Origin of the sequence: Aquibacillus rhizosphaerae (genome assembly GCF_030282825.1) — a bacterium.
GTDB classification, from domain to species: domain Bacteria; phylum Bacillota; class Bacilli; order Bacillales; family Amphibacillaceae; genus Aquibacillus_C; species Aquibacillus_C rhizosphaerae.
Genome location: NZ_JASTZU010000032.1, coordinates 41289 through 63360, shown reverse-complemented (window position 1 = coordinate 63360; position 22072 = coordinate 41289). Strand labels below are relative to the sequence as shown.

Here is a 22072-nt window from a genome sequence, read left to right as displayed (position 1 = left end):
TATTTTGAAACAAGTTCTCGAATTCGAAAAACCTATCATTGAGTTAAGGGAAAAAATAGATGAACTAAAAAAAATTACAGTAGATAGTGATTTTGATTTGTCTAAAGAAATAAATACACTTGAACAAAGGCTTGAAAAACTAGAAGGAGATATATATGGGAATTTAAAGCCTTGGGATAGAGTTCAAATTGCTAGACACACTGATCGACCAACCACTCTTGATTATATCGAAAATTTATTTACTGATTTTATTGAATTTCATGGTGACCGGTTGTTTGGAGATGATGAGTCTATTGTATCCGGAATTGCCAAATATGAGGGGCAGCCTATTACGGTGATTGGGCATCAAAGAGGTAAAAATACGAAAGAAAATATTAGAAGAAACTTTGGTAGTCCTCACCCGGAAGGATATAGAAAAGCACTAAGACACATGAAGCAAGCCAACAAATTTAATCGACCAATTGTTACTTTTATAGATACTAAGGGTGCCTATCCAGGTAAAGCTGCTGAAGAGCGAGGGCAAAGTGAAGCAATAGCTAGAAACCTTATGGAAATGGCTGGATTTAATGTGCCTATGATAAGTATTGTTATCGGTGAAGGAGGAAGCGGTGGAGCATTAGCACTTGGAGTCAGTGATCATATTCATATGTTAGAGAACTCTACTTATTCTGTTATTTCTCCAGAAGGAGCTGCTGCTTTACTTTGGAAAGATTCAAAACAAGCACAAAAAGCTGCTGAATCTCTAAAAATTACATCTTATGATTTAAAAGAGCTGAAAGTTATTGATGAGATTATACCAGAACCTAGAGGTGGAGCGCATAGAGATGTATTGTTACAATCCCAATTTATGGACAAAGTGTTAAAAGAATCTTTAAAACAATTAAATGAAATTAAAACCGAGGAATTACTTGAGAAAAGATGGGAAAAATATAAACAGATTGGTGATATTAATGAACCAAGTAGTTTATAGATTATCTTGAGTAGCATTCACATTTATTAAGGTGTAATGTGAGAATAAATTTTCTTAGTATTCTTTATGGTGAAAGATGTGGTTTTAAAATGCTATCATATGTATGGTGTTAAAATGATAGTTAAAATTTACCCTTGCCATTGATTTGGTAAGGGTAAATTAGATTATTAGATAGAAATGCTCTAAATTTGTCATATTTAAGGGTGAGATAATTCTATCTTTCATGTATAATTTTAATTGAAATTAAACTAGTTTAGGATTATCTTGTAATGGGGAGAGAATATATAGGGGGAAATACTTTATATTAAGAGGTGAGTAATTTGAAAAAAATTGGAGTCTTAACTAGTGGTGGAGATGCTCCAGGAATGAATGCAGCTGTGCGAGCTGTTGTGAGAAAAGCCATCTTCCATGAAATGGAAGTTTTTGGTGTGTATAATGGATATCAAGGTTTGATGGAAGGTAATATTAAAAAGATGAACATTGGCTCTGTTGGGGATATAATTCAACGTGGTGGAACGATTTTATATTCAGCACGATCTGAAGAATTTAAGACAGAGGAAGGTCAACAAAAGGCAATTGAACAATTAAACAAATTTGGAATTGAAGGCTTAATTGTCATTGGTGGAGATGGTTCTTTCCGTGGTGCGGAAAAATTAACACAAAAAGGTTACCCTTGTATTGGTGTACCTGGAACCATTGATAATGATATTCCTGGTACAGACTATACAATAGGCTTCGACACTGCATTAAATACAATCATTGAAGCGATTGATAAAATTAGAGATACAGCAACTTCCCATGAGCGTACATATGTTATTGAAGTGATGGGGCGTAACGCCGGTGATTTAGCTTTATGGGCTGGTCTTGCTGATGGCGCAGAAAGTATCCTTATTCCAGAGAGAGCGGATGATTTTCAATTAGTTGTTGATAAGTTAAAGAGAGGTCAAGCAAGAGGTAAAAAACATAGTATCATCATTCTTGCTGAAGGCGTAGGTAGTGGGATGGAGTACGGAAAACGTATAGAGGATGCTACAAAAATGGATACGAGAGTAACGGTTCTTGGTCATATTCAACGAGGTGGTTCACCATCTGGATTCGACCGGGTACTGGCTAGTAGACTAGGTGCCAAAGCTGTTGATTTACTGTTAGCTGGAAAAGCAGGACGTGTAGTTGGAATTCAAAAAAATGAATTGGTCGATCACGATATTATCGAAATTCTAAAAGCACCTCACCACATAAACGAAGATATGTATAAATTATCAAATGAATTATCTATTTAATGTAGACTAAACATAGTAGTTGTAATTTAAGGAGGAAATAGGAATGAGAAGAACGAAGATTGTATGTACGATAGGACCCGCATCAGAAACAGTTGAGAAGTTGGTTAAATTAATTGAAGCGGGAATGAATGTTGCCCGTTTGAATTTTTCACATGGTGACTTTGAAGAGCATGGCCAAAGAATTAAAAATATCCGTGAAGCTTCTAAGCAAACTGGAAAAACAGTAGCTATTCTTTTAGACACCAAAGGTCCAGAAATTAGAACAGGTAGTCTAAAAAACGGAGAAGCATACTTGAATAAAGGTGCTACCGTGAATGTATCGATGGAAGATATTGAAGGAACAGCTGATAGAATTTCTGTAACATATCCACAATTAATTGATGATGTACATGTAGGCTCTAAATTATTATTAGATGATGGATTAATTGAACTTGAAGTAGTAGAAATCTTAAAAGACAAAAAAGAATTAAAAACAAAAGCTTTGAATTCTGGCTTACTTAAAAATAAAAAAGGTGTAAACGTTCCTAATGTTAGCGTGAATTTACCAGGTATTACAGATAAAGATGCACAAGATATTAAATTTGGTATCGAACAAGGTGTAGACTTCATCGCCGCATCTTTTGTTCGTCGCTCATCTGACGTATTAGAAATTAGAGGGTTGTTAGAAGAGAACAATGCTACACACATTCATATCATTCCTAAAATTGAGAATCGTGAAGGTGTAGATAATCTTGATGCTATTTTACAAGTTAGTGATGGCTTAATGGTTGCAAGGGGAGATCTTGGTGTGGAAATTCCACCTGAAGATGTACCACTGGTGCAAAAAGATATGATCCGTAAGTGTAATACAGCAGGTAAGCCTGTTATTACTGCGACGCAAATGTTAGATTCCATGCAACGTAACCCAAGACCAACACGTGCTGAAGCTTCAGATGTTGCCAATGCAATATTTGATGGTTCAGATGCAATAATGTTATCTGGGGAAACTGCAGCCGGTGATTATCCAGTCGAAGCTGTCCAAACAATGAGTAACATTGCGAAAAAAGCTGAAACGGCTCTTGACCATAAAGCCATTCTTGATATTCGCTCAAAATCAAGCGATATGACAATTACTGACGCAATCAGTCAATCAGTAAATCATTCAGCAATGAATTTAAATGTAGATGCTATCTTAACACCAACAGTTAGTGGACATACAGCGCGTATGATTTCAAAGTATCGCCCTGAGGCACCAATTATTGCTGTTACATTTGATGAGCAAGTTAGCCGCAGATTATCGCTAGTTTGGGGTGTCGAGACAATAATTGGTCAATTAGCGCATACAACAGACGATGTATTAGATGTAGCTATCGACCGCGGTCTATCAACTGGTCATTTTAAGCGTGGAGATCGTGTAATTATTACTGCCGGTGTCCCAGTTGGGGAGAGCGGAACTACGAATTTGATGAAAATTCATATAATCGGAGACGTATTAGCTAAAGGTCAGGGTGTAGGTAAAGGAAGCGCGTATGGTAGAGCTATCATTGCTAAAAATGCAGAAGAAGCAATGCAAAAAATACAACAGGATGATATTCTCGTTACTTACGGTACAGATAAAGATATGATGCCAGCAATTGAGAAAGCAAGTGGTATCATTACGGAAGAAGCAGGACTTACTTCACATGCAGCTGTTGTGGGTCTAAGCCTGGGAATTCCAGTAATTATAGGTGTACAGAAGGCCGTTGATATTATTGAAAACGGAAAAGAAGTTACGATTGACGCTACAAAAGGTGACATATATGCTGGTCACGCAAGTGTACTCTAAAAATAGGTGAGATTTGAGAAGGGATTTATCCCTTCTCTTTCTTTTAACCCAGCTAGCGTCATAAATTCATTAGTGTTTTTTAAACAAAGAACATATTCTCTAAAGAAATCAAGGAGGGAGGATAAACTATGTTTCGTTGGGTTTTATTGTTTGTATTAATTGTGCCAGCATTAGAAATTGGAATCCTTATTTGGGCAGGTGGAGTAATTGGACCATGGTGGGTTGTGTTTTTAATTCTGTTAACTGGAATTATAGGTGCCTGGTTAGCTAAACAACAGGGATTAGATACATTAAATAGAGCAAGACAGTCTATGTCCTATGGTCAATTACCACACGAACAAATATTTGATGGTATTTGTATTTTAATAGGAGCGGTTGTATTACTTACCCCGGGTTTCATTACAGATGCAATAGGCTTTTTATTACTACTCCCTTTCACAAGAGGTCCAATAAAACTTTGGCTGCAAAAAGTGTTAAAAACAATGATGGATAAAGGTACAATTACCATATTTAGAAGATAAAAATAAGAACTGACCTCTCAAAGGTTTCAGTTCTTATTTTTAATGGCTGTTTTTATTCCCGTTTATATATAACCAAAGTTGCTCTATTACACCTGTTTGATACAATGTGTTTAAAATTACTAATATTACTGGACCGATCATTAGGCCTAATAATCCCCATAGTTGAAAACCAGCAAATAATGAGATTAACGTTGCTAAAGGATTTAGTCCAATGTTATTTGAAAGAACTTTTGGTTCCATTAATTGTCTTTGGATGACAACTGTAAAGTAAAGAATAGATAGCCCAATTGTAAGAAAATAATTTCCTGTTAGGAACATATACAGTATCCAAGGAATAAATATTAACCCTGTTCCGAGATAGGGTAATAAATCTATTAGACCAGTAATGATCGCAATAGTAATAGCATGTTCAACTTGTAGACATAAGAGCCCAATTAACACAATAATAGCTGTAATGGATATAAGTATAATTTGTGCTTTTATAAACCCAAATAAAGCTTTTTTTAGTCCTTTAAAGACTTCACTGCCCGAAGTACTAAATGACTTAGGAATGATATTTAGAAATAGCTCTCTCAGCTTGTACCAATCTTTACTAATAAAAAAAGTTCCAAGAAATGAGAAAACTAGTACAGAGAGATAACTAGGTAAATTACTTAGTAAAGAGGGGATTTGTTGCAATAACTGCTGCAAAAGAACTGCACCAGATGATGCAAGATTATCACCCATGTTTTGAACATTATTCAAAATAGCATTTTGTTGATTCGGATCAAGCATACTTATCATGGAAGTCAATTTTTGATAGACCGGAATAACATGCTGTGTTACTAAATCTTGGATGAAAGTTACCAATGTTTTAAAGTGATATGGAATTTGTACAGCCAAGTATGTTGTCCCATTGATTAACTCGATAATTAAAAATGTAGTGACTCCCATGATAATAACTAATACAAATAAAATAGATAAAAAGGTTGCTAAAGGTCTATTGAACTTAAACCTTAATTCTAAAAAATTCACGAGTGGATTTAATAAAAATGCAATTAATAATGCGAAAAAAAATGGATAAGTGTATGTAAATAAATAAAACAGACAAAATATTAATAGAATGATTGAGAAAATCACAAATAAAAACCTTAATAATTTGTAAATATTCTTTAAGGGCACGTTTTTCACATCCTTTCTAAAAGCTAATAAAATATAAAAATTCGGAGATGTATAGCGGAAGCGGACTACCCGACTAAACATCTTTGTGATAAAAACCCCTACATAGATGTTCGTCTTAACCTGCCCTAGGGTGAGCATAAAGGAATGCTCCATGGAAAGTCTTCGCAGAAACAAGGGATTTTCTTGTTTCGAAGGTGCCCCGATCTTTTCTTACTATAAAGATATTTTTAATTTATGAATAATATGTGGTACTATTAAAATTAGCTTTCGTTTATTAAAGAAAGTAGGGACGAACATGCTAAATCAATCAACCATCTTTTTATTGATTTTATTTTTACTGGGGTATATTGGGAAGAATCAATCAATAATGATCGCAGTATATGTTCTGATTGGATTACAACTATTTAAAATGGATGATAAGTTGTTTCCTTATATTCAGGATAAAGGAATTGGTTGGGGTGTAACAATCATAACTGTGGCGGTATTAGTTCCAATTGCAACTGGAGAGATAGGTTTCAGTGAATTGGCGCAAAGTGTAAAATCTTATTATGCTTGGATAGCTATTGGTGCTGGTATATTTGTTGCAGTAATTGCAAAGAATGGATTAACTCTTCTCGCAGATGATCCGCACTTAACAACAGCTTTAGTAATGGGAACAATCTTAGCTGTGGTATTTTTTAATGGTGTTGCTGTGGGCCCACTAATAGGTGCAGGTATAGCTTATATGATTATGAGAGCCGTTGACTTTTTCTTACCATAGGAATATTGAAACACGAAATTTTTAGGATGAATTCTACATATTTTCTAACCGGATCACTTGTTTAATTACTTTTATAAGCCTTTCTGAAGGATTTCTATTTAATACAAGTCTTATCAAGAAAGATAATGACGTATGGTATGATTCAGTTTTAAGGTTATTATATTCAAAAAAAACAAGTAATTACTTAATTTAATTACATTTCTAAAAATTTAATCGGTTTCATTTCACAAACAATTCCAAATTGTTTATAATTGATAAGGGGATATTCAAAAGCATTATTTCACAGTTTGTTACGATGTTTTTGAAATGTAGAGAAAGAAGTTAGTTGCTAAACAGTCCTTACAATGTTTTGTTAACTAATCAATAAGGATAAAGAAAAGGAGAGGGATGCAATGTCAACCGCCAAAGGACTAGAAGGGGTTATTGCCACAGAGTCATCAATTAGTTCGATTATCGATGATCAATTAACTTATGTGGGTTATAAAATTGATGACCTTGCTGAGAATTCTAGCTTTGAGGAAGTTGTTTACTTACTATGGAATAAGCAGCTGCCAAACAGTGAAGAATTAAAAAGCTTCAAAAAAGAATTAATTAATAACATGGAGCTTCCGAAAGAAGTATTAGATCATTTGAAATCCTATGATTTAGCTACTGTTCATCCAATGGCTGCTCTAAGGACAGCAGTTTCTTTACTTGGGTTATTTGATTCAGAAGCTGACGAGATGGACCAGGATGCGAATGTAAGAAAAGCAATCCGACTTCAAGCTAAAATTGCAACAATTGTGGCAGCATTTGCTAGAATTCGTAACGGCAAGGAGCCAGTAGCTCCCAAAAGTAATTTAGGTTATGCTGAAAACTTTCTTTATATGCTAAACGCAGAGGAACCAAAAGATTTAGAAGTAGAAGCTATTAATAAAGCACTAGTATTACACGCTGATCATGAACTAAACGCGTCCACTTTTACTTCTCGTGTATGTGTTGCAACTTTATCGGATGTTTACTCAGGTATCACTGCTGCTATAGGGGCACTAAAAGGACCATTGCATGGTGGTGCAAATGAACGTGTAATGAAAATGCTTACCGAAATTGGTGAAGTTGAAAATGCTATACCTTATATAAAAGAAAAGATGGCTAATAAAGAGAAAATTATGGGAATGGGACATCGCGTTTATAGAAAAGGTGACCCAAGAGCTAAACACTTGAAAAAGATGTCTAAAGAGTTGACAGAATTAACTGGTCAATCAAAATGGTATGAGATGTCTGTTGAGATAGAAGATTATATTAAAAATGAAAAAGGCTTGCCAGCAAATGTCGACTTTTATTCGGCATCCGTATATCATAGTCTGGGAATTGAGCACGATCTATTTACGCCTATTTTTGCGATGAGTCGTTTTTCAGGTTGGTTAGCGCATATTTTAGAACAATATGATAACAATAGATTAATTCGTCCTCGTGCAGAGTACGTAGGACCAAAGAACCAAGAATATGTTCCTGTTGAAGATAGATAGTACATCTAAGTAATGTGGAGTTAATATTAATTAATTATTCGATTTGAAACACTAAAAATAGTTTTTATTTGTTACAAATCGATGTTAGTAAATAAATAGGAGGATTTTATTTATGGCACAAGGAGAAAAGATTACAGTAAGCAATGGGGTAATTAATGTACCAAACAAACCAGTAATACCATTTATTGAAGGTGATGGAACTGGTCCTGACATTTGGGCATCAGCAAAAAGGGTAATAGAGGCTGCAGTAGAGAAAGCCTATAACGGTGAAAAAGCGATTGAATGGAAAGAAGTTTATGCTGGCCAGAAGGCGTTCGACCTTACAGGTGAGTGGTTACCATCAGAAACACTAGACACAATTAGAAATTATAAAATTGCAATTAAAGGGCCTTTAACTACGCCTATTGGTGGAGGCATACGTTCTTTAAATGTAGCACTTCGTCAAGAATTAGATTTATTTACTTGTCTTCGTCCAGTTCGTTATTTTAAAGGTGTTCCATCTCCTGTAAAACGACCTGAAGACACAGATATGGTTATTTTCCGTGAAAATACAGAAGATATTTATGCTGGGATTGAATGGCAAGAGGGCTCACCTGAAGTAAAAAAGGTAATTGAGTTCTTACAAAATGAAATGGGAGTTACAAATATACGTTTTCCTGAAACTTCAGGGATTGGTGTGAAGCCAGTATCACAAGAAGGTACTAGTCGTCTTGTACGCTCAGCAATTGAGTATGCGATTAACGAAGGTCGTAAAAGTGTAACGCTTGTACATAAAGGTAACATAATGAAGTTTACGGAAGGTTCCTTCAAAAATTGGGGTTATGAGCTTGCTGAAAAAGAATATGGCGATAAAGTATTTACATGGGCAGAATATGATCGCATTGTAGAAAAAGAAGGCAAAGATGCAGCTAACAAAGCGCAGGATGCAGCTGAAGAAGCTGGGAAAATCATTATAAAAGATTCTATTGCTGATATTTTCTTGCAACAAATTTTGACTCGTCCACGTGAATTTGATGTCGTTGCGACAATGAATCTAAATGGTGATTACATTTCAGATGCACTAGCAGCACAAGTGGGTGGAATAGGAATTGCACCTGGAGCTAATATTAATTATGAAACAGGTCATGCGATTTTTGAAGCTACACATGGTACAGCACCTAAATATGCTGGATTAGATAAAGTAAATCCTTCTTCTTTACTGTTATCAGGGGTATTAATGCTTGAACATTTGGAATGGAGAGAAGCTGCAGATTTAATAACTAAAGCCATGGACAAAACGATTGCATCTAAAGTTGTAACGTATGACTTTGCACGAATGATGGAAGGTGCAACAGAAGTTAAAACATCTGGGTTCGGTGATGAATTAATTAAAAACATGGACTAAGGGGATGAAGGATCCATTATGGCAATAAAAAGGAAGAAGGTTTCAGTAATTGGTGGAGGTTTTACAGGTGCTACTACGGCACTGATGGTTGCGCAAAAAGAGTTAGCTGATGTTGTATTAGTAGATATTCCTGATATGGAAGATCCAACAAAGGGAAAAGCATTAGATATGTTGGAGGCAAGTCCAATTCAAGGGTATGATGCTAAGATTACAGGTACTGCTAATTATGAAGATACGCAAGATTCAGATATCGTAATCATTACAGCTGGCATTGCCCGTAAACCAGGAATGAGTCGTGATGATTTAGTTAATACAAATGCGAAAATAATGAAAAGTGTTACAAAAGATATTGTGAAATATTCTCCTAACACTGCAATTATAGTATTAACTAATCCAGTTGACGCAATGACTTACACCATATTTAAAGAATCAGGATTACCAAAAGAAAGAGTAATCGGGCAATCGGGTGTGTTGGATACTGCGAGATTCAATACCTTTGTTGCAGAAGAATTAAATATATCTGTAAAAGATATTACTGGATTTGTATTAGGTGGGCACGGTGATGATATGGTGCCACTAATTCGTTATTCCTTTGCAGGTGGTATCCCATTGCAAAAACTAATTTCTAAAGACCGCTTAGATGCCATCGTTGAACGCACTAGAAAAGGCGGCGGAGAGATTGTAGGACTATTAGGAAATGGTAGTGCCTACTATGCTCCTGCTGCTTCTTTAACAGTGATGACAGAAGCTATTCTTAAAGACCAAAGGCGTTTATTGCCAACAATTGCATATCTTGAAGGTGAATATGGATATTCCAATATTTATCTTGGAGTACCTACGATAATTGGGGGAAATGGTCTTGAAGAAATTATTGAGTTAGATTTAACTGATGAAGAAAAAGCTGCACTAGATAATTCAGCGAAATCTGTGAAAAATGTATTAAGCGTATTAGAGTAAATTAATGGTCCTTGTTGCTTTTTTAGTAACAGGGGCTTCTTTTGTTCTCTTTGCAAAGAATTTATCTTTATGAGAGTTTTATTACAATGTAAATAAAATTTTACATTCAGAGCTCAACTTTGTTCTTTACTAGTATTCACATAAAGGAATCTTCATTGTATGATGAAACTAGTATAAATGATGGGGTGTTAGGATGAATCAAAAGGTATTAATTGTCGATGATGAAGAATCAATTGTAACTTTGCTTAAATATAATATAGAAAAAGCGGGTTTTCAAACGGATGTAGCCTATACAGGGATGGAAGGATTACAAAAAGCAATTTCACAACCCTTTGATTTAATTATATTAGATTTAATGTTACCAGAATTAGAAGGTACAGAAGTATGTAAGCAATTAAGGCAAAAGCAAATAGATACACCAATATTAATGTTAACAGCTAAAGATGATGAGTTTGATAAAGTACTAGGTTTGGAACTTGGTGCTGATGATTACCTTACTAAACCATTTAGTCCAAAAGAAGTAGTAGCAAGAATCAAAGCAATCTTAAGGAGAACAATAAAAAGAGAAATCGAGTTGGATAAACCTTTTATAAAAGTTTCAGAACTTTCCATTTATCCAGAACAATATGAAGCGGAAATAAGAGGCGAAACATTATCCTTTACTAGAAAAGAATTTGAATTATTGTTATATTTGGCTAAACATAAAGGAAAAGTACTTTCTAGAGATCAGTTGTTAAGTGCAGTTTGGAATTATGATTTTGTTGGAGATACAAGAATTGTTGATGTACATGTAAGTCATTTAAGAGAGAAGATAGAACCAGATACAAAGCATCCAGTTTATATAAAAACAATTCGTGGTCTAGGTTATAAAATGGAGGAACCGTATTAAATGCAATCATCAAATTCCCGTTTGTTCTTTTTATATGGAATTATTGTCCTTATTGTAATGATTTGTATAGGTGTTATCATTCTTCCATTAATACAAGGGCAAGAAAAGATTATTGTAGGACTAAGTCTTTTTGGTGGCTCAATTGTATTTTTGGTTCTTATATATAATATTTTTGATAAATACATAAAACCAGTGCAATCTTCAGCAATGGTAGCAAATGAATTAGTTAAAGGTAATTATAAAGCTAGAACATATGTCAATCACTTTGGAGATGCAGGTAAATTAAGTAATGCAATTAATGTCCTAGCGAGAAGCTTGCAAGAGATGACTATACAAGAAAAGATGCAAGGGAGTCAGCTTAGAACAGTTATTGACAATATGGAGAGCGGTTTGATGTTAATCGATGAAAGAGGATATGTTCATCTAGTTAACAGAAAGTTTCTTAATACTTTTGGAAAACACGCAAAGGATTATATAGGTTTTTTATATTATGATGTATTAGAGCAAGAAAACATACATAAAGCAGTGCAAGAGGCCTTTTTATATGAAGAAAAAGTTAAAAACTCATTTACTATATCATTAGAAATTGAAAAGAAGAGGTATTTTGAAATCGTCGGTGCACCAATATTCAATGAAGCTAACGATTTAAAAGGAGCAGTTCTAGTCTTTCATGATATTACTGAATTAAAGCGTTTAGAGCAAATGAGAAAAGACTTTGTTGCGAATGTGTCACATGAATTAAAAACTCCTATTACATCTATTCGCGGTTTTGCTGAGACATTGCTAGAAGATGACATGGTTAATGAGGAGATTAGAAATCAGTTTTTAACAATTATTTTAACGGAAAGTGAACGTTTACAAGCATTAGTGTACGATTTGTTAGAATTATCAAAGCTAGAAAAAGACGAATTAAGACTAAACTATGAAACAATACATATAAACGAACTACTAGTTGGAATTTTAACAATTGTTGAACAACAAGCGCAGAAAAAACAAATTAACTTTACTACTACAATAGAAGAAGACTCCAAAATTAGAGCTGACAGGGATCGGTTAAAACAAATTTTTATTAATCTAATTAGCAATGCTATTAACTATACTCCCGTAGGTGGAAAAGTGGATTTAGGAGTACATATAACAAAAGACTCCATAGAAATAGTTGTAAGTGATACAGGAATAGGTATTCCTGAAGAATTCAAAGATAGGATTTTTGAACGATTTTACCGGGTTGATCGTGCTAGAAGTAGAAATACAGGTGGCACAGGTTTAGGTTTAGCTATTGTAAAACATATTGTAGAAGCACATAGAGGATCGATTAAAGTAGAGAGTAAAGTAGACAAAGGAACAATATTTAGGGTTAATTTGCCTAAGTCTTTTCTTGATTAGTTAATCATTATAAACTATGGATATACAATTAGAGTTCTTGCAAATAAATAAAACATAAAGGAAAGCCACAAGGCTTTCCTTTATGTTTTTAGAAGAAAAGCAATGGTTATTGTCACAATTTCCAGGTAATAAAAATTGAATGATTCTTTTTGTAAACATTGTTGCTGAACAGCGGTCGAACTTGATATGAAATTTGCACTAAATATGCTTAACTTTTTGCACTTTTTCTAGTTAAGTTGTAATTACGCCGCTTTGGAAAAACACTCGCTTTCCATGAGGACCGCTTCAGTCTTTCGCGAGCAAATGTTTTCGGGTGGGCCGAGTAACCGCAGGCCAAAAAAACACTCACTGTAGGGCCTTCAGACTGTTCCTTTCCCACAGGATTCTCGTATTTTTCCTTCGCTCATTAGGTTTATTAATTCATGAGAGCGGTGAGTCGTTCAAAAGCGTAGTATATTTCTTTAGCTGGGTATAGATGTAGTGCTTTTTTTAGAAAACTGCCTTTACTTTTATCTACAAGGAAGAAATAACTTTTCGATCACAAAATAACTGTTTAAATATTTCTATCAAAAATGAAACAAACATATCTTCTATTACGTACAGTTAATATATATATAAAGGGGAGAGAGATGAATGACTTTAAAACAAATATATTCTTGGATTGCAATTGTAATAGGCGTTGCAATTTTAGGTATCGTAGGGCTTACAAGCTGGTACACGGTCGATGAGTCTGAACAAGCAGTAATTTTAACCTTTGGTCATGCCGAAGAAGGTATAACAGACCCAGGTTTGCATTTTAAGATGCCTTGGCCAATTCAAGAGGTTGAAACATTATCAAAAGAAACGTTTAGTTTAGATTTTGGATTTAACCGAGATGAAAAAGAAAATGCAGATAAAGTACGAATGATTACAGGTGATGAAAATATAGTTCAAGCAGATTTAGTTGTACAGTGGAAAATTACGGAGCCTTCTAAATATTTATACAATTCAGAAGACCCCAGAACAGTTCTTTATAATGCCACTTCTGCTTCGTTAAGAGGTGTCATTGGTTCTTCTAAGATTGATGATGCACTAACTTCAGGTAAAGCAGAGATTGAAAACTCTGTCTTTGAATTATTGGTCACATTGATGGAAGATTATGATATTGGGGTTTCTATATCTGACGTAAAGCTTCAGGAAGTTGATCTTCCTAATGAAGAAGTTCGAACAGCCTTTATGAAAGTAACAGATGCAAGAGAAACCATGAATACAAAAATTAATGAAGCAAGAAAATATGAAAATCAAATGGTTGAAGAAGCTTTAGGGGAAAAAGATGCAATAAAAACAAGAGCTGAAGGGGATAAGATAGAGCGGATTGAGATTGCACGTGGAGATATAGCAGGTTTCGATGCGTTATATAATGCCTATTCAAATAATCCTGAAATAACAAGACAGAGACTTGTAATAGAAACTTTAGAAAAAGTCTTACCTAATGCAAATGTTTATATTATGAATGATGATGGTAACACATTAAAATATTTGCCTTTGACACAAAATAGTAGCCAGTCAACAACCACACCTGTCCCAGCTCCAGATGCCGACACATCAACGGAGAGCAGTGAAGAGGAGGGCGAAACAAATGACAGATGAAAACGTAGTGGAAATGAATAGTAAATCCTCTAAAGATGTAAAGAGATATATGAAAATGGGAATCTCGATTCTTGTTCTGATAGCAATTATCGTTTTATTTTTGAGTAGTATGTTTATCGTAAAAGAAGGCGAATATAAGGTTGTTAGACAATTTGGTGAAGTAATACGGATTGAACAAGAGCCAGGTCTTAAATTTCGGGTACCATTATTACACACAATTACAACGCTCCCTAACAAAAAAATGGTATATGATGTAATGGAAAAAGAAATTAATACACTTGATAAAAAGCGAATGATTATTGATAATTATTCGATATGGGAAATAACAGACCCTGAACAAATGATATCCAATGCAAGAACTCAATTGAATGCAGAATCAAGAATGGGCGAATTTATTTTTTCTGTTATCCGATCTGAACTTGGTACAATGAATTATGATGAAATAATAAATGAAGAAGGTTCTACGCGAGGTAGCTTGAACGAGCGGGTTACTGAACGAGTAAATGAATTGTTATCAAGAGATGAATACGGTATTCAAGTAGATGATGTTCGAATCAAACGAACCGATTTACCAGATGAAAATGAACAGTCCGTATTTAATCGAATGATCTCAGAACGTGAATCAAAAGCGCAGGAATATTTATCACAAGGTGAAGCAGAAAAGAACAGAATAAGAGCCCAGACCGATCGGGATGTGCAAGAAATGCTATCTGTAGCTGATGCTCAAGCTGCTCAAATACGTGCTGAAGGTGAAGAAGAAGCAGCAAGTATGTACAATGAATCATTCTCAAGAGATGAAGAGTTTTATCAGTTATACAGAACGCTAGAATCCTATAAAAAGACAATAGATGGAGAAACTACAATTATATTACCAAGCGATTCTCCTTATGCTGAATTATTAACAGGTTATTTAGAGTAAAGTATATTTTTAAAGAGAAATCGTAATATAAATTTAGTGAAAATGGAATGACTCAGGCAGGTGAACTATTTTCCTTCCTGAGTCATTTTTTTATTCTTTAACTAATCATGGTAAAATAAAGCTGAGAACTTTTCGTTAATCACTTTTTACCAAGTTCAGAATGAATTAGAAGGAGTGCAATATATGACAAATAAACTTATTCTTATCGATGGAAATAGCATAGCTTATCGTGCTTTTTTTGCTTTGCCATTGTTAAACAATGATAAAGGTGTCTATACCAATGCGGTTTTCGGATTTACAACGATGCTTTTAAGAATATTAGAGGACGAAAAACCAACTCATATGTTAGTCGCCTTTGATGCGGGTAAAACTACTTTTCGTCATAAGACTTATGGAGAGTATAAAGGTGGAAGACAAAAAACCCCTCCTGAATTATCTGAGCAATTTCCATTAGTAAAAGAATTATTAGATGCATTTAATATTATGCATTATCAATTAAATCAATATGAAGCAGATGATATTATTGGTACACTCGCGAAACATGGAGAAAAACAAGGTTGGGAAGTTAATGTTATTTCTGGAGATAAAGATTTACTACAGTTAGTCTCAAATAAAGTGAAGGTAAGTTTAACTAAAAAAGGATTAAGTGATGTAGATACATATACTCCAACGTTTATGGAAGAAAAGATGGAAGTAAGTCCTGAACAAATTATTGATATGAAGGCTTTAATGGGAGATAGCTCTGATAATATCCCTGGAGTGCCTGGAGTTGGACAGAAAACTGCTGTCAAATTGTTAAAAGAATTTAAGACCCTAGAAGTTTTATACGAAAATCTAGATAAAGTGAGTGGTAAAAAGCTAAAAGAGAAACTTGAAAATCATAAAGAAGACGCTTATATGAGTAAAGAACTTGTCACAATTGAATGTGAGTCTCCAATTGAAATTAGTCTTGAAAATATAACATACAACGGCTATGAGCCTAATCAAGTAAGTGCAATTTTTAAAGACCTTGGTTTTCAATCTTTATTAACGAGGATTGAAGGCGATGTAACAATACCAGTCGAAGAAAAGGAAGAATTAAGTAATTTAGAGATTGAAGTTTTAGATAAAGTTGAAGATAATATCTTCACTGGCGTTGAAGCATTTGAAGTAGAAATGTTAGGTGATAACTATCACTTGGCTGCAATTGAAGGATTTGGGTTAGTTAATGAAAATAAAAAGTACTTTATTCCAACAGATGTTGCTATTAAATCTGATGCTTTTAAACGTTGGGCAGAGGATGGTAAATATAAAAAATGGGTATTTGATGCTAAGAAAGTGACAGTTGCATTATTAAAACATGATATCCAAATAAAAGGGATTGAATTTGATTTATTATTAGCATCGTACTTAATCGATCCTTCTGAGAATCATCACGACATTCCAGCAATAAGTCATCGTTTAGGGCAAAAACAAGTATTATTTGATGAAGAGGTATATGGAAAAGGTGCAAAAATGAAGGTGCCAGAATTTGATGAATTAGTAAATCATATTACTCGTAAAGCAAATATGATTTACTTATTAAAGGAAGAGGTAGAAAAAGAATTAGAGCAAAACGAGCAATTAGAGTTATTGAAGGAATTAGAATTGCCACTTTCCATTGTTTTAGGTGAGATGGAGGCATTAGGTGTACAAGTAGACGTTGACCGGTTAAAGCATATGGGAGAAGAGCTGAAAGAAAGATTACAGACAATTGAAAGTGAGGTTCACGAGCTAGCTGGTGAAACCTTTAATCTGAATTCACCAAAACAATTAGGGCCTATTTTATTTGAAAAGCTAGGTCTTCCAGTGATTAAAAAAACCAAAACTGGTTACTCAACATCCGCTGACATATTGGAGCAATTGCAAAACAAACATGAAATTATTCCAAAGCTACTAGTTTATAGACAGTTAGGGAAGCTCCAGTCAACATATATTGAAGGATTACTTAAAGTTGTTCATAAAGATAACCAAAAAATTCACACAAGGTTTAATCAAGCACTCACGCAAACGGGAAGGTTAAGTTCCATTGAACCTAATTTACAAAACATACCTATCCGTCTAGAAGAAGGTAAAAAGATAAGACAAGCTTTTATTGCTTCTAAAGATGGTTGGGTTATCTTTGCTGCGGATTACTCGCAAATTGAGTTAAGAGTCTTGGCACATATTGCGAACGACGAGAAATTGATTGAAGCATTTAATAATGATATGGATATTCATACAAGAACAGCCATGGACGTCTTTCATGTTGAAGCGGATGAAATAACTGATAATATGCGTAGGCAAGCAAAAGCTGTAAATTTTGGCATTGTTTATGGTATAAGTGATTATGGCTTATCGCAAAATCTGGGCATTACTAGAAAAGATGCAAAAACGTTTATTGATCGTTACTTAAATAGTTATCCTGGTGTACAGACATATATGGATGAAGTCGTTCAAGAGGCTAAACAAAAAGGTTTTGTAACGACACTCATGAATAGAAGAAGGTATTTGCCAGATATTACGAATAGAAATTTCAATCTTAGAAGCTTCGCAGAACGGACAGCAATGAATACCCCAATTCAGGGAAGTGCAGCAGATATAATTAAATTGGCTATGATTAATCTAAATGAAAAATTAAAAGAAGAGAATATGCAGGCGCAAATGTTGTTGCAAGTTCATGATGAATTAATCTTAGAAGCACCAATTGAAGAATTAGACCGTTTAAAAGAGATTGTGCCTTCAGTTATGGAAAGTGCAGTGGAACTATCTGTACCATTAAAAGTAGATTACGCATATGGGAAAACGTGGTACGACGCAAAGTAACAAGGAGATAATATATAATGCCTGAATTACCAGAAGTAGAAACGATTAGAAAAACGTTAAAACAATTAGTAGTTAATAAAACGATTAAGGAAGTATCAGTGTATTGGCCCAACATCATCAAACAACCAGATGATGTTGAGGCATTTAAGCACTTATTAGCTGGAGAAAAAATTGATGATATAAAACGTAAGGGCAAGTTTTTATTATTTGAGCTCACCAATTTTGTTTTGGTATCCCATTTGAGAATGGAAGGTAAATACGGTGTCTTTAAAGAAACGGAACCAGTGATAAAACATACACACGTAATTTTTCACTTAAGTAACGGGGAACAGCTACGGTATAATGATGTTCGTAAATTTGGAACCATGCATTTGTTTGAAAAGGGTGCTGAATTGATGAGTAAACCTCTTAGTCAACTAGGTCCTGACCCTTTCGAGGACAGTTTTAATCTAGATATTTTCTATGAAAGTATTCATAAAAGTGATCGTGTGATTAAAAGTATTTTATTAGATCAAACCATTATTGCTGGTTTAGGAAACATTTATGTAGATGAAACCCTTTATAAAGCTGGGATACATCCGATGAGAAAAGGTAGTGATTTGACAAAAGCTGAGGTCGAACAAATACAACACTTTGCAGTTGAAACGTTAGCAGAAGCGGTTGAACAAGGTGGAACAACGATTCGGTCATATGTAAATACGCAAGGACAAATCGGTATGTTTCAACAACAGTTATATGCATATGGTCAAGAGAATAAACCATGTAAAAAGTGTGGAAATCCAATTGCAAAAACCAAAGTAGCTGGTCGGGGAACGCATATTTGTAATACATGCCAGATCTAAGATAAGCACAAGTAAATAGCTCCATCCATATACTACTATTACTGTAATATCAATGGAAAAGGAGCTATTTAATATGGCTGAAATAACTACTTTTATACTCCTAGCTTTTGCTGTAAGTTTAGATAGTTTTATGGTTTCATTTACCTATGGATTGCGAAAAATGATCTTACCTATTCGGTCGATTATAATAATTGGGATGATTTCAGCTATCACGTTTTTTTTATCTATGTTAATTGGGAAAACTGTTGCATCCTTTTTATCACCACACGTTGCTGAAATGATAGGTGGATGGGTTTTGATTCTTATTGGTATATGGGTGATTTATCAATTTTTGAAGACCGATAAATCCAGTAGTACCGATAATCCAATAATATTGAAATTGGAAATTAAATCTCTTGGTATTGTTATTCAAATCTTAAAAAAGCCAATGATAGCAGATATTGATAATTCAGGTAAAATAACTGGTATCGAGGCATTTTTACTTGGCTTTGCATTATCTCTTGACTCATTTGGTGCAGGAATTGGAGCTGCAATGTTAGGATTCACTCCAATGTTTGCATCCCTTGGGATAGGACTAACAACTAGTCTGTTTCTTGCTATAGGATTAAAGAGTGGCTTGTTGTTTTCCTATTTAAATTGGATTCACAGATTAACATTTATTCCTGGAATTATATTAATCGTAATCGGCATAATTAAAATGACCTAAAATCTTATAAGGTGATGATCATAATGGTACTAATCATTGGACTAACGGGAAGCATTGCAACTGGTAAGAGTACTGTAGCTCGTATGTTGATTAATAACAACATTCCTGTTATAGATGCAGATATTATATCTAGAAAAGTGGTTGAACCTGGAGAGCCAGCTTATTTTAAAATAATTGAAACATTTGGAACAGAGATATTGGAAGTGAATGAAAAAATAGATAGAAAAAAACTAGGTCGAATTATTTTTTCTGATGAATTAAAAAGAAAGCAACTAAATGAGATAGTACATCCAGCTGTTAGAGAGACAATGCTTCAAGAAAAAAACAAACGAATTAAATTGGGGGAAGAAGTGATTGTACTCGATATCCCTTTATTATTTGAGAGTAAGTTAACAGATCTTGTTGATAAAATAGTAGTTGTCTATGTAGAGGAACAAATACAGTTAGCGCGTTTAATGGAACGTGATAAATCCTCACAAGAAGACGCATTAAAAAGAATTAGGTCACAAATGTCTATAAAACAAAAAGCGGAAATGGCTGATCAAGTAATTGATAATAGCGGTACTCTAAAGGAAACAGAGGAACAGTTACAAAAAATCTTAACAATGTGGAATATTTATATATAAAATTAAAGTGATAAAACTTCGCAATATTTTGCCGAAGTTTTTTTGTTTATTCTTCTTTAAAAGTTTAAAATAAACAAAGAACGGATAAAGATATTCGTATACCCCATAATAAGATAGTGGAAAGAAACAACCTTTGTAGTTTCATAAAGGATTTCCATTTTAAAAAATATAAACTGTCTTGCCAAAACGGGGTAAACCATATATACTTTTTTTGCACCTCGAAGCGTACTACCAAAGGTGTTAAAAGTATTAATGATATCACAATTAGCGAATCTTCTGGATATATGCGTTAATGAGAGCTTAAAGGGTTAGAATCTCTTTGGACTAACTTTCCCCCGTGGCAAATCATGCATGTTTTTTCTGGGAGGAAAATCTTTAAAGGGGGAGTTATACAATGGATACAATGGGAAGACACGTCATTGCGGAGATGTGGGATTGTAATATAGATAAATTAAATGACATGGAGTTAATTGAACAAGTTTTTGTTAATGCTGCTTTAAAAGCTGGAGCTGAAATTAGAGAGGTTGCGTTTCACAAGTTTGCTCCTTATGGAGTTAGCGGTGTTGTTATTATTTCGGAGTCACATTTAACGATTCATAGTTTTCCTGAACATGGCTATGCAAGCATCGATGTTTATACTTGCGGTGATATAATTGACCCTAACGTTGCAACAGATTTCATTGCTGAAGCACTTGAATCAAAAACTTGTGAGAAAGTTGAACTTCCTCGTGGAATGGGTCAAGTTGATGTTAACAAATTTAAAGCTTTATAAATATAATGCTTCTTTTACAATATAACATAACCCTTGCTGCATGTAGCAAGGGTTATATTCATGTCTAAATCTAAATATGTCGAATGTTAGAATGATTCATTAAAATCTGTATAAATATTTATCTTATAAATGATATAATAAAAAGTGGTTCATTATCGTTTTATAGTGTAAAACATGTTAAAATAAAATAAGATTTATGATTTAGTGGGAATATTATTATACGATGAGGTGCAGTTCATGACGATTCGACAATCAATTGATAAGTTTTTTAATAACCATTCGGAAACAAGAGATAATCATTGGGATCCCAAACTGCAAACACATTATTTTAAGACAACAAAAGATAAGGGATTTAAAACCGTGGAAGAATTTTTCAGAAAGTCAAAGTCATATGAAATTGTAGCTACGTCTGAGGATCATGGTGAAATTAGTGTGAACTGTTCTGGTAGCAAGAAGTCATTTGTAATTGCAACCATTATTATGGTCAAGCCATTTAGAACAGCTATTGATCTTTCAATCACTACAGAATCTATTCTACCGTTTGATTTAGGCTATAGTCACAGATTAATTCCAAAGATATATGATGATTTGAAAAAAGAACTTGTATTGATAGAAAAATAAAAATTTAATGGTCAAATGATGGGATTGATTACATATGCGCTGTCCACACTGTCAATATAAAAGTACAAAAGTGTTGGATTCAAGACCAATAGAAGAAGGTCGTTCAATTAGAAGAAGAAGGGAATGTGAAGAATGTTCTTTTCGATTCACAACTTTTGAACGCTTGGAAGAAGTTCCATTAATTGTTGTAAAAAAAGAAGGTACAAGAGAAGAATATAGTAGAGATAAACTAATGCGTGGGTTAATTAAAGCATGTGAAAAACGTCCAGTCGTATTGGAACAAATTGAAGCTATTGCTGTTGAGGTTGAAAAGGAATTACGAAATCGTGGTACTTCCGAAGTTAACAGTAAAGAAATTGGAGAAATGGTAATGGACCGTCTGTCATCAGTAGATGAGGTCGCATACGTTCGTTTTGCATCTGTCTACCGTCAATTTAAAGATTTAAGTGTATTTCTTGATGAACTAAAAGATCTAATTAGGGCAGACAATAAGTAGTTTTGCCGATGAGCCAAA

At 34.1% G+C, this 22072-nt stretch carries 20 protein-coding genes; 19 read left to right on the top strand and 1 reads right to left on the bottom strand.

Annotated elements, in window-relative coordinates:
- Positions 1 to 4 precede the first annotated feature (4 nt).
- The 4 genes from accA to QQS35_RS09405 all read left to right on the top strand — a co-directional run bounded on the left by accA (position 5) and on the right by QQS35_RS09405 (position 4575).
- Positions 5 to 970 (top strand): acetyl-CoA carboxylase carboxyl transferase subunit alpha, encoded by a 966-nt coding sequence (gene accA, locus QQS35_RS09420; RefSeq protein ID WP_285931793.1) that lies wholly within the window; start codon positions 5 to 7, stop codon positions 968 to 970.
- Between the two features lie 320 nt (positions 971 to 1290).
- Positions 1291 to 2250, top strand: a complete 960-nt coding sequence (gene pfkA, locus QQS35_RS09415) for a 6-phosphofructokinase (RefSeq protein WP_285931791.1) — start codon at positions 1291 to 1293, stop codon at positions 2248 to 2250.
- A 43-nt stretch (positions 2251 to 2293) separates the two neighbouring features.
- Positions 2294 to 4054, top strand: a complete 1761-nt coding sequence (gene pyk, locus QQS35_RS09410; protein ID WP_285931789.1) for a pyruvate kinase — start codon at positions 2294 to 2296, stop codon at positions 4052 to 4054.
- A 128-nt stretch (positions 4055 to 4182) separates the two neighbouring features.
- Entirely contained in the window at positions 4183 to 4575 is a 393-nt protein-coding gene (locus tag QQS35_RS09405) for an FxsA family protein (protein WP_285931787.1), read from the top strand.
- A 39-nt stretch (positions 4576 to 4614) separates the two neighbouring features.
- Here the strand turns inward: QQS35_RS09405 and ytvI are convergent, their stop codons facing one another.
- A complete protein-coding gene (gene ytvI / locus QQS35_RS09400; protein WP_285931784.1) occupies positions 4615 to 5736 on the bottom strand; it encodes a sporulation integral membrane protein YtvI in 1122 nt (373 codons plus the stop codon).
- 295 nt (positions 5737 to 6031) lie between these two features.
- Between ytvI and QQS35_RS09395 the strand changes: the two genes are divergently transcribed.
- The 15 genes from QQS35_RS09395 to nrdR all read left to right on the top strand — a co-directional run bounded on the left by QQS35_RS09395 (position 6032) and on the right by nrdR (position 22054).
- Positions 6032 to 6496, top strand: a complete 465-nt coding sequence (locus QQS35_RS09395) for a DUF441 domain-containing protein (protein WP_285931783.1) — start codon at positions 6032 to 6034, stop codon at positions 6494 to 6496.
- A 392-nt stretch (positions 6497 to 6888) separates the two neighbouring features.
- Positions 6889 to 8004: a citrate synthase gene (citZ, locus tag QQS35_RS09390; RefSeq protein WP_285931781.1), complete on the top strand. Its 1116-nt coding sequence runs from the start codon at positions 6889 to 6891 to the stop codon at positions 8002 to 8004.
- A gap of 103 nt (positions 8005 to 8107) precedes the next feature.
- Positions 8108 to 9388 carry an NADP-dependent isocitrate dehydrogenase gene (icd, locus tag QQS35_RS09385; protein ID WP_407933955.1) on the top strand — a complete coding sequence of 427 codons (1281 nt, stop codon included), beginning with the start codon at positions 8108 to 8110 and terminating at the stop codon, positions 9386 to 9388.
- An 18-nt stretch (positions 9389 to 9406) separates the two neighbouring features.
- Complete coding sequence (gene mdh / locus QQS35_RS09380; protein ID WP_285931779.1) at positions 9407 to 10345, top strand: malate dehydrogenase; 939 nt, start codon at positions 9407 to 9409, stop codon at positions 10343 to 10345.
- A gap of 193 nt (positions 10346 to 10538) precedes the next feature.
- Positions 10539 to 11234, top strand: a complete 696-nt coding sequence (locus tag QQS35_RS09375) for a response regulator transcription factor (RefSeq protein WP_285931778.1) — start codon at positions 10539 to 10541, stop codon at positions 11232 to 11234.
- The gene (gene pnpS / locus QQS35_RS09370; protein ID WP_285931776.1) at positions 11235 to 12620 is read left to right on the top strand and encodes a two-component system histidine kinase PnpS; all 1386 of its coding nucleotides are present in this window, start codon (positions 11235 to 11237) and stop codon (positions 12618 to 12620) included.
- A 633-nt stretch (positions 12621 to 13253) separates the two neighbouring features.
- Complete coding sequence (gene hflK / locus QQS35_RS09365; protein ID WP_285931775.1) at positions 13254 to 14249, top strand: FtsH protease activity modulator HflK; 996 nt, start codon at positions 13254 to 13256, stop codon at positions 14247 to 14249.
- On the top strand, positions 14239 to 15168 hold the full coding sequence (gene hflC / locus QQS35_RS09360) for a protease modulator HflC (RefSeq protein WP_285931771.1): 930 nt from the start codon (positions 14239 to 14241) through the stop codon (positions 15166 to 15168). The genes hflK and hflC overlap by 11 nt, the downstream gene beginning before the upstream one ends.
- Before the next feature lie 183 nt (positions 15169 to 15351).
- Entirely contained in the window at positions 15352 to 17991 is a 2640-nt protein-coding gene (polA, locus tag QQS35_RS09355) for a DNA polymerase I (RefSeq protein ID WP_285931770.1), read from the top strand.
- Positions 17992 to 18008: 17 nt separating this feature from the next.
- Positions 18009 to 18833, top strand: coding sequence for a DNA-formamidopyrimidine glycosylase (mutM, locus tag QQS35_RS09350; RefSeq protein ID WP_285931769.1), 825 nt, complete (start codon positions 18009 to 18011; stop codon positions 18831 to 18833).
- Positions 18834 to 18906: 73 nt separating this feature from the next.
- Positions 18907 to 19539 (top strand): sporulation membrane protein YtaF, encoded by a 633-nt coding sequence (ytaF, locus tag QQS35_RS09345; protein WP_285931768.1) that lies wholly within the window; start codon positions 18907 to 18909, stop codon positions 19537 to 19539.
- Positions 19540 to 19562: 23 nt separating this feature from the next.
- A complete protein-coding gene (coaE, locus tag QQS35_RS09340) occupies positions 19563 to 20165 on the top strand; it encodes a dephospho-CoA kinase (RefSeq protein ID WP_285931766.1) in 603 nt (200 codons plus the stop codon).
- A 394-nt stretch (positions 20166 to 20559) separates the two neighbouring features.
- Positions 20560 to 20937, top strand: coding sequence for an adenosylmethionine decarboxylase (speD, locus tag QQS35_RS09335; RefSeq protein ID WP_285931764.1), 378 nt, complete (start codon positions 20560 to 20562; stop codon positions 20935 to 20937).
- Between the two features lie 237 nt (positions 20938 to 21174).
- The gene (locus tag QQS35_RS09330) at positions 21175 to 21558 is read left to right on the top strand and encodes a cytosolic protein (protein ID WP_285931762.1); all 384 of its coding nucleotides are present in this window, start codon (positions 21175 to 21177) and stop codon (positions 21556 to 21558) included.
- Between the two features lie 34 nt (positions 21559 to 21592).
- Positions 21593 to 22054 carry a transcriptional regulator NrdR gene (gene nrdR / locus QQS35_RS09325; protein ID WP_285931760.1) on the top strand — a complete coding sequence of 154 codons (462 nt, stop codon included), beginning with the start codon at positions 21593 to 21595 and terminating at the stop codon, positions 22052 to 22054.
- Positions 22055 to 22072: the final 18 nt, after the last annotated feature.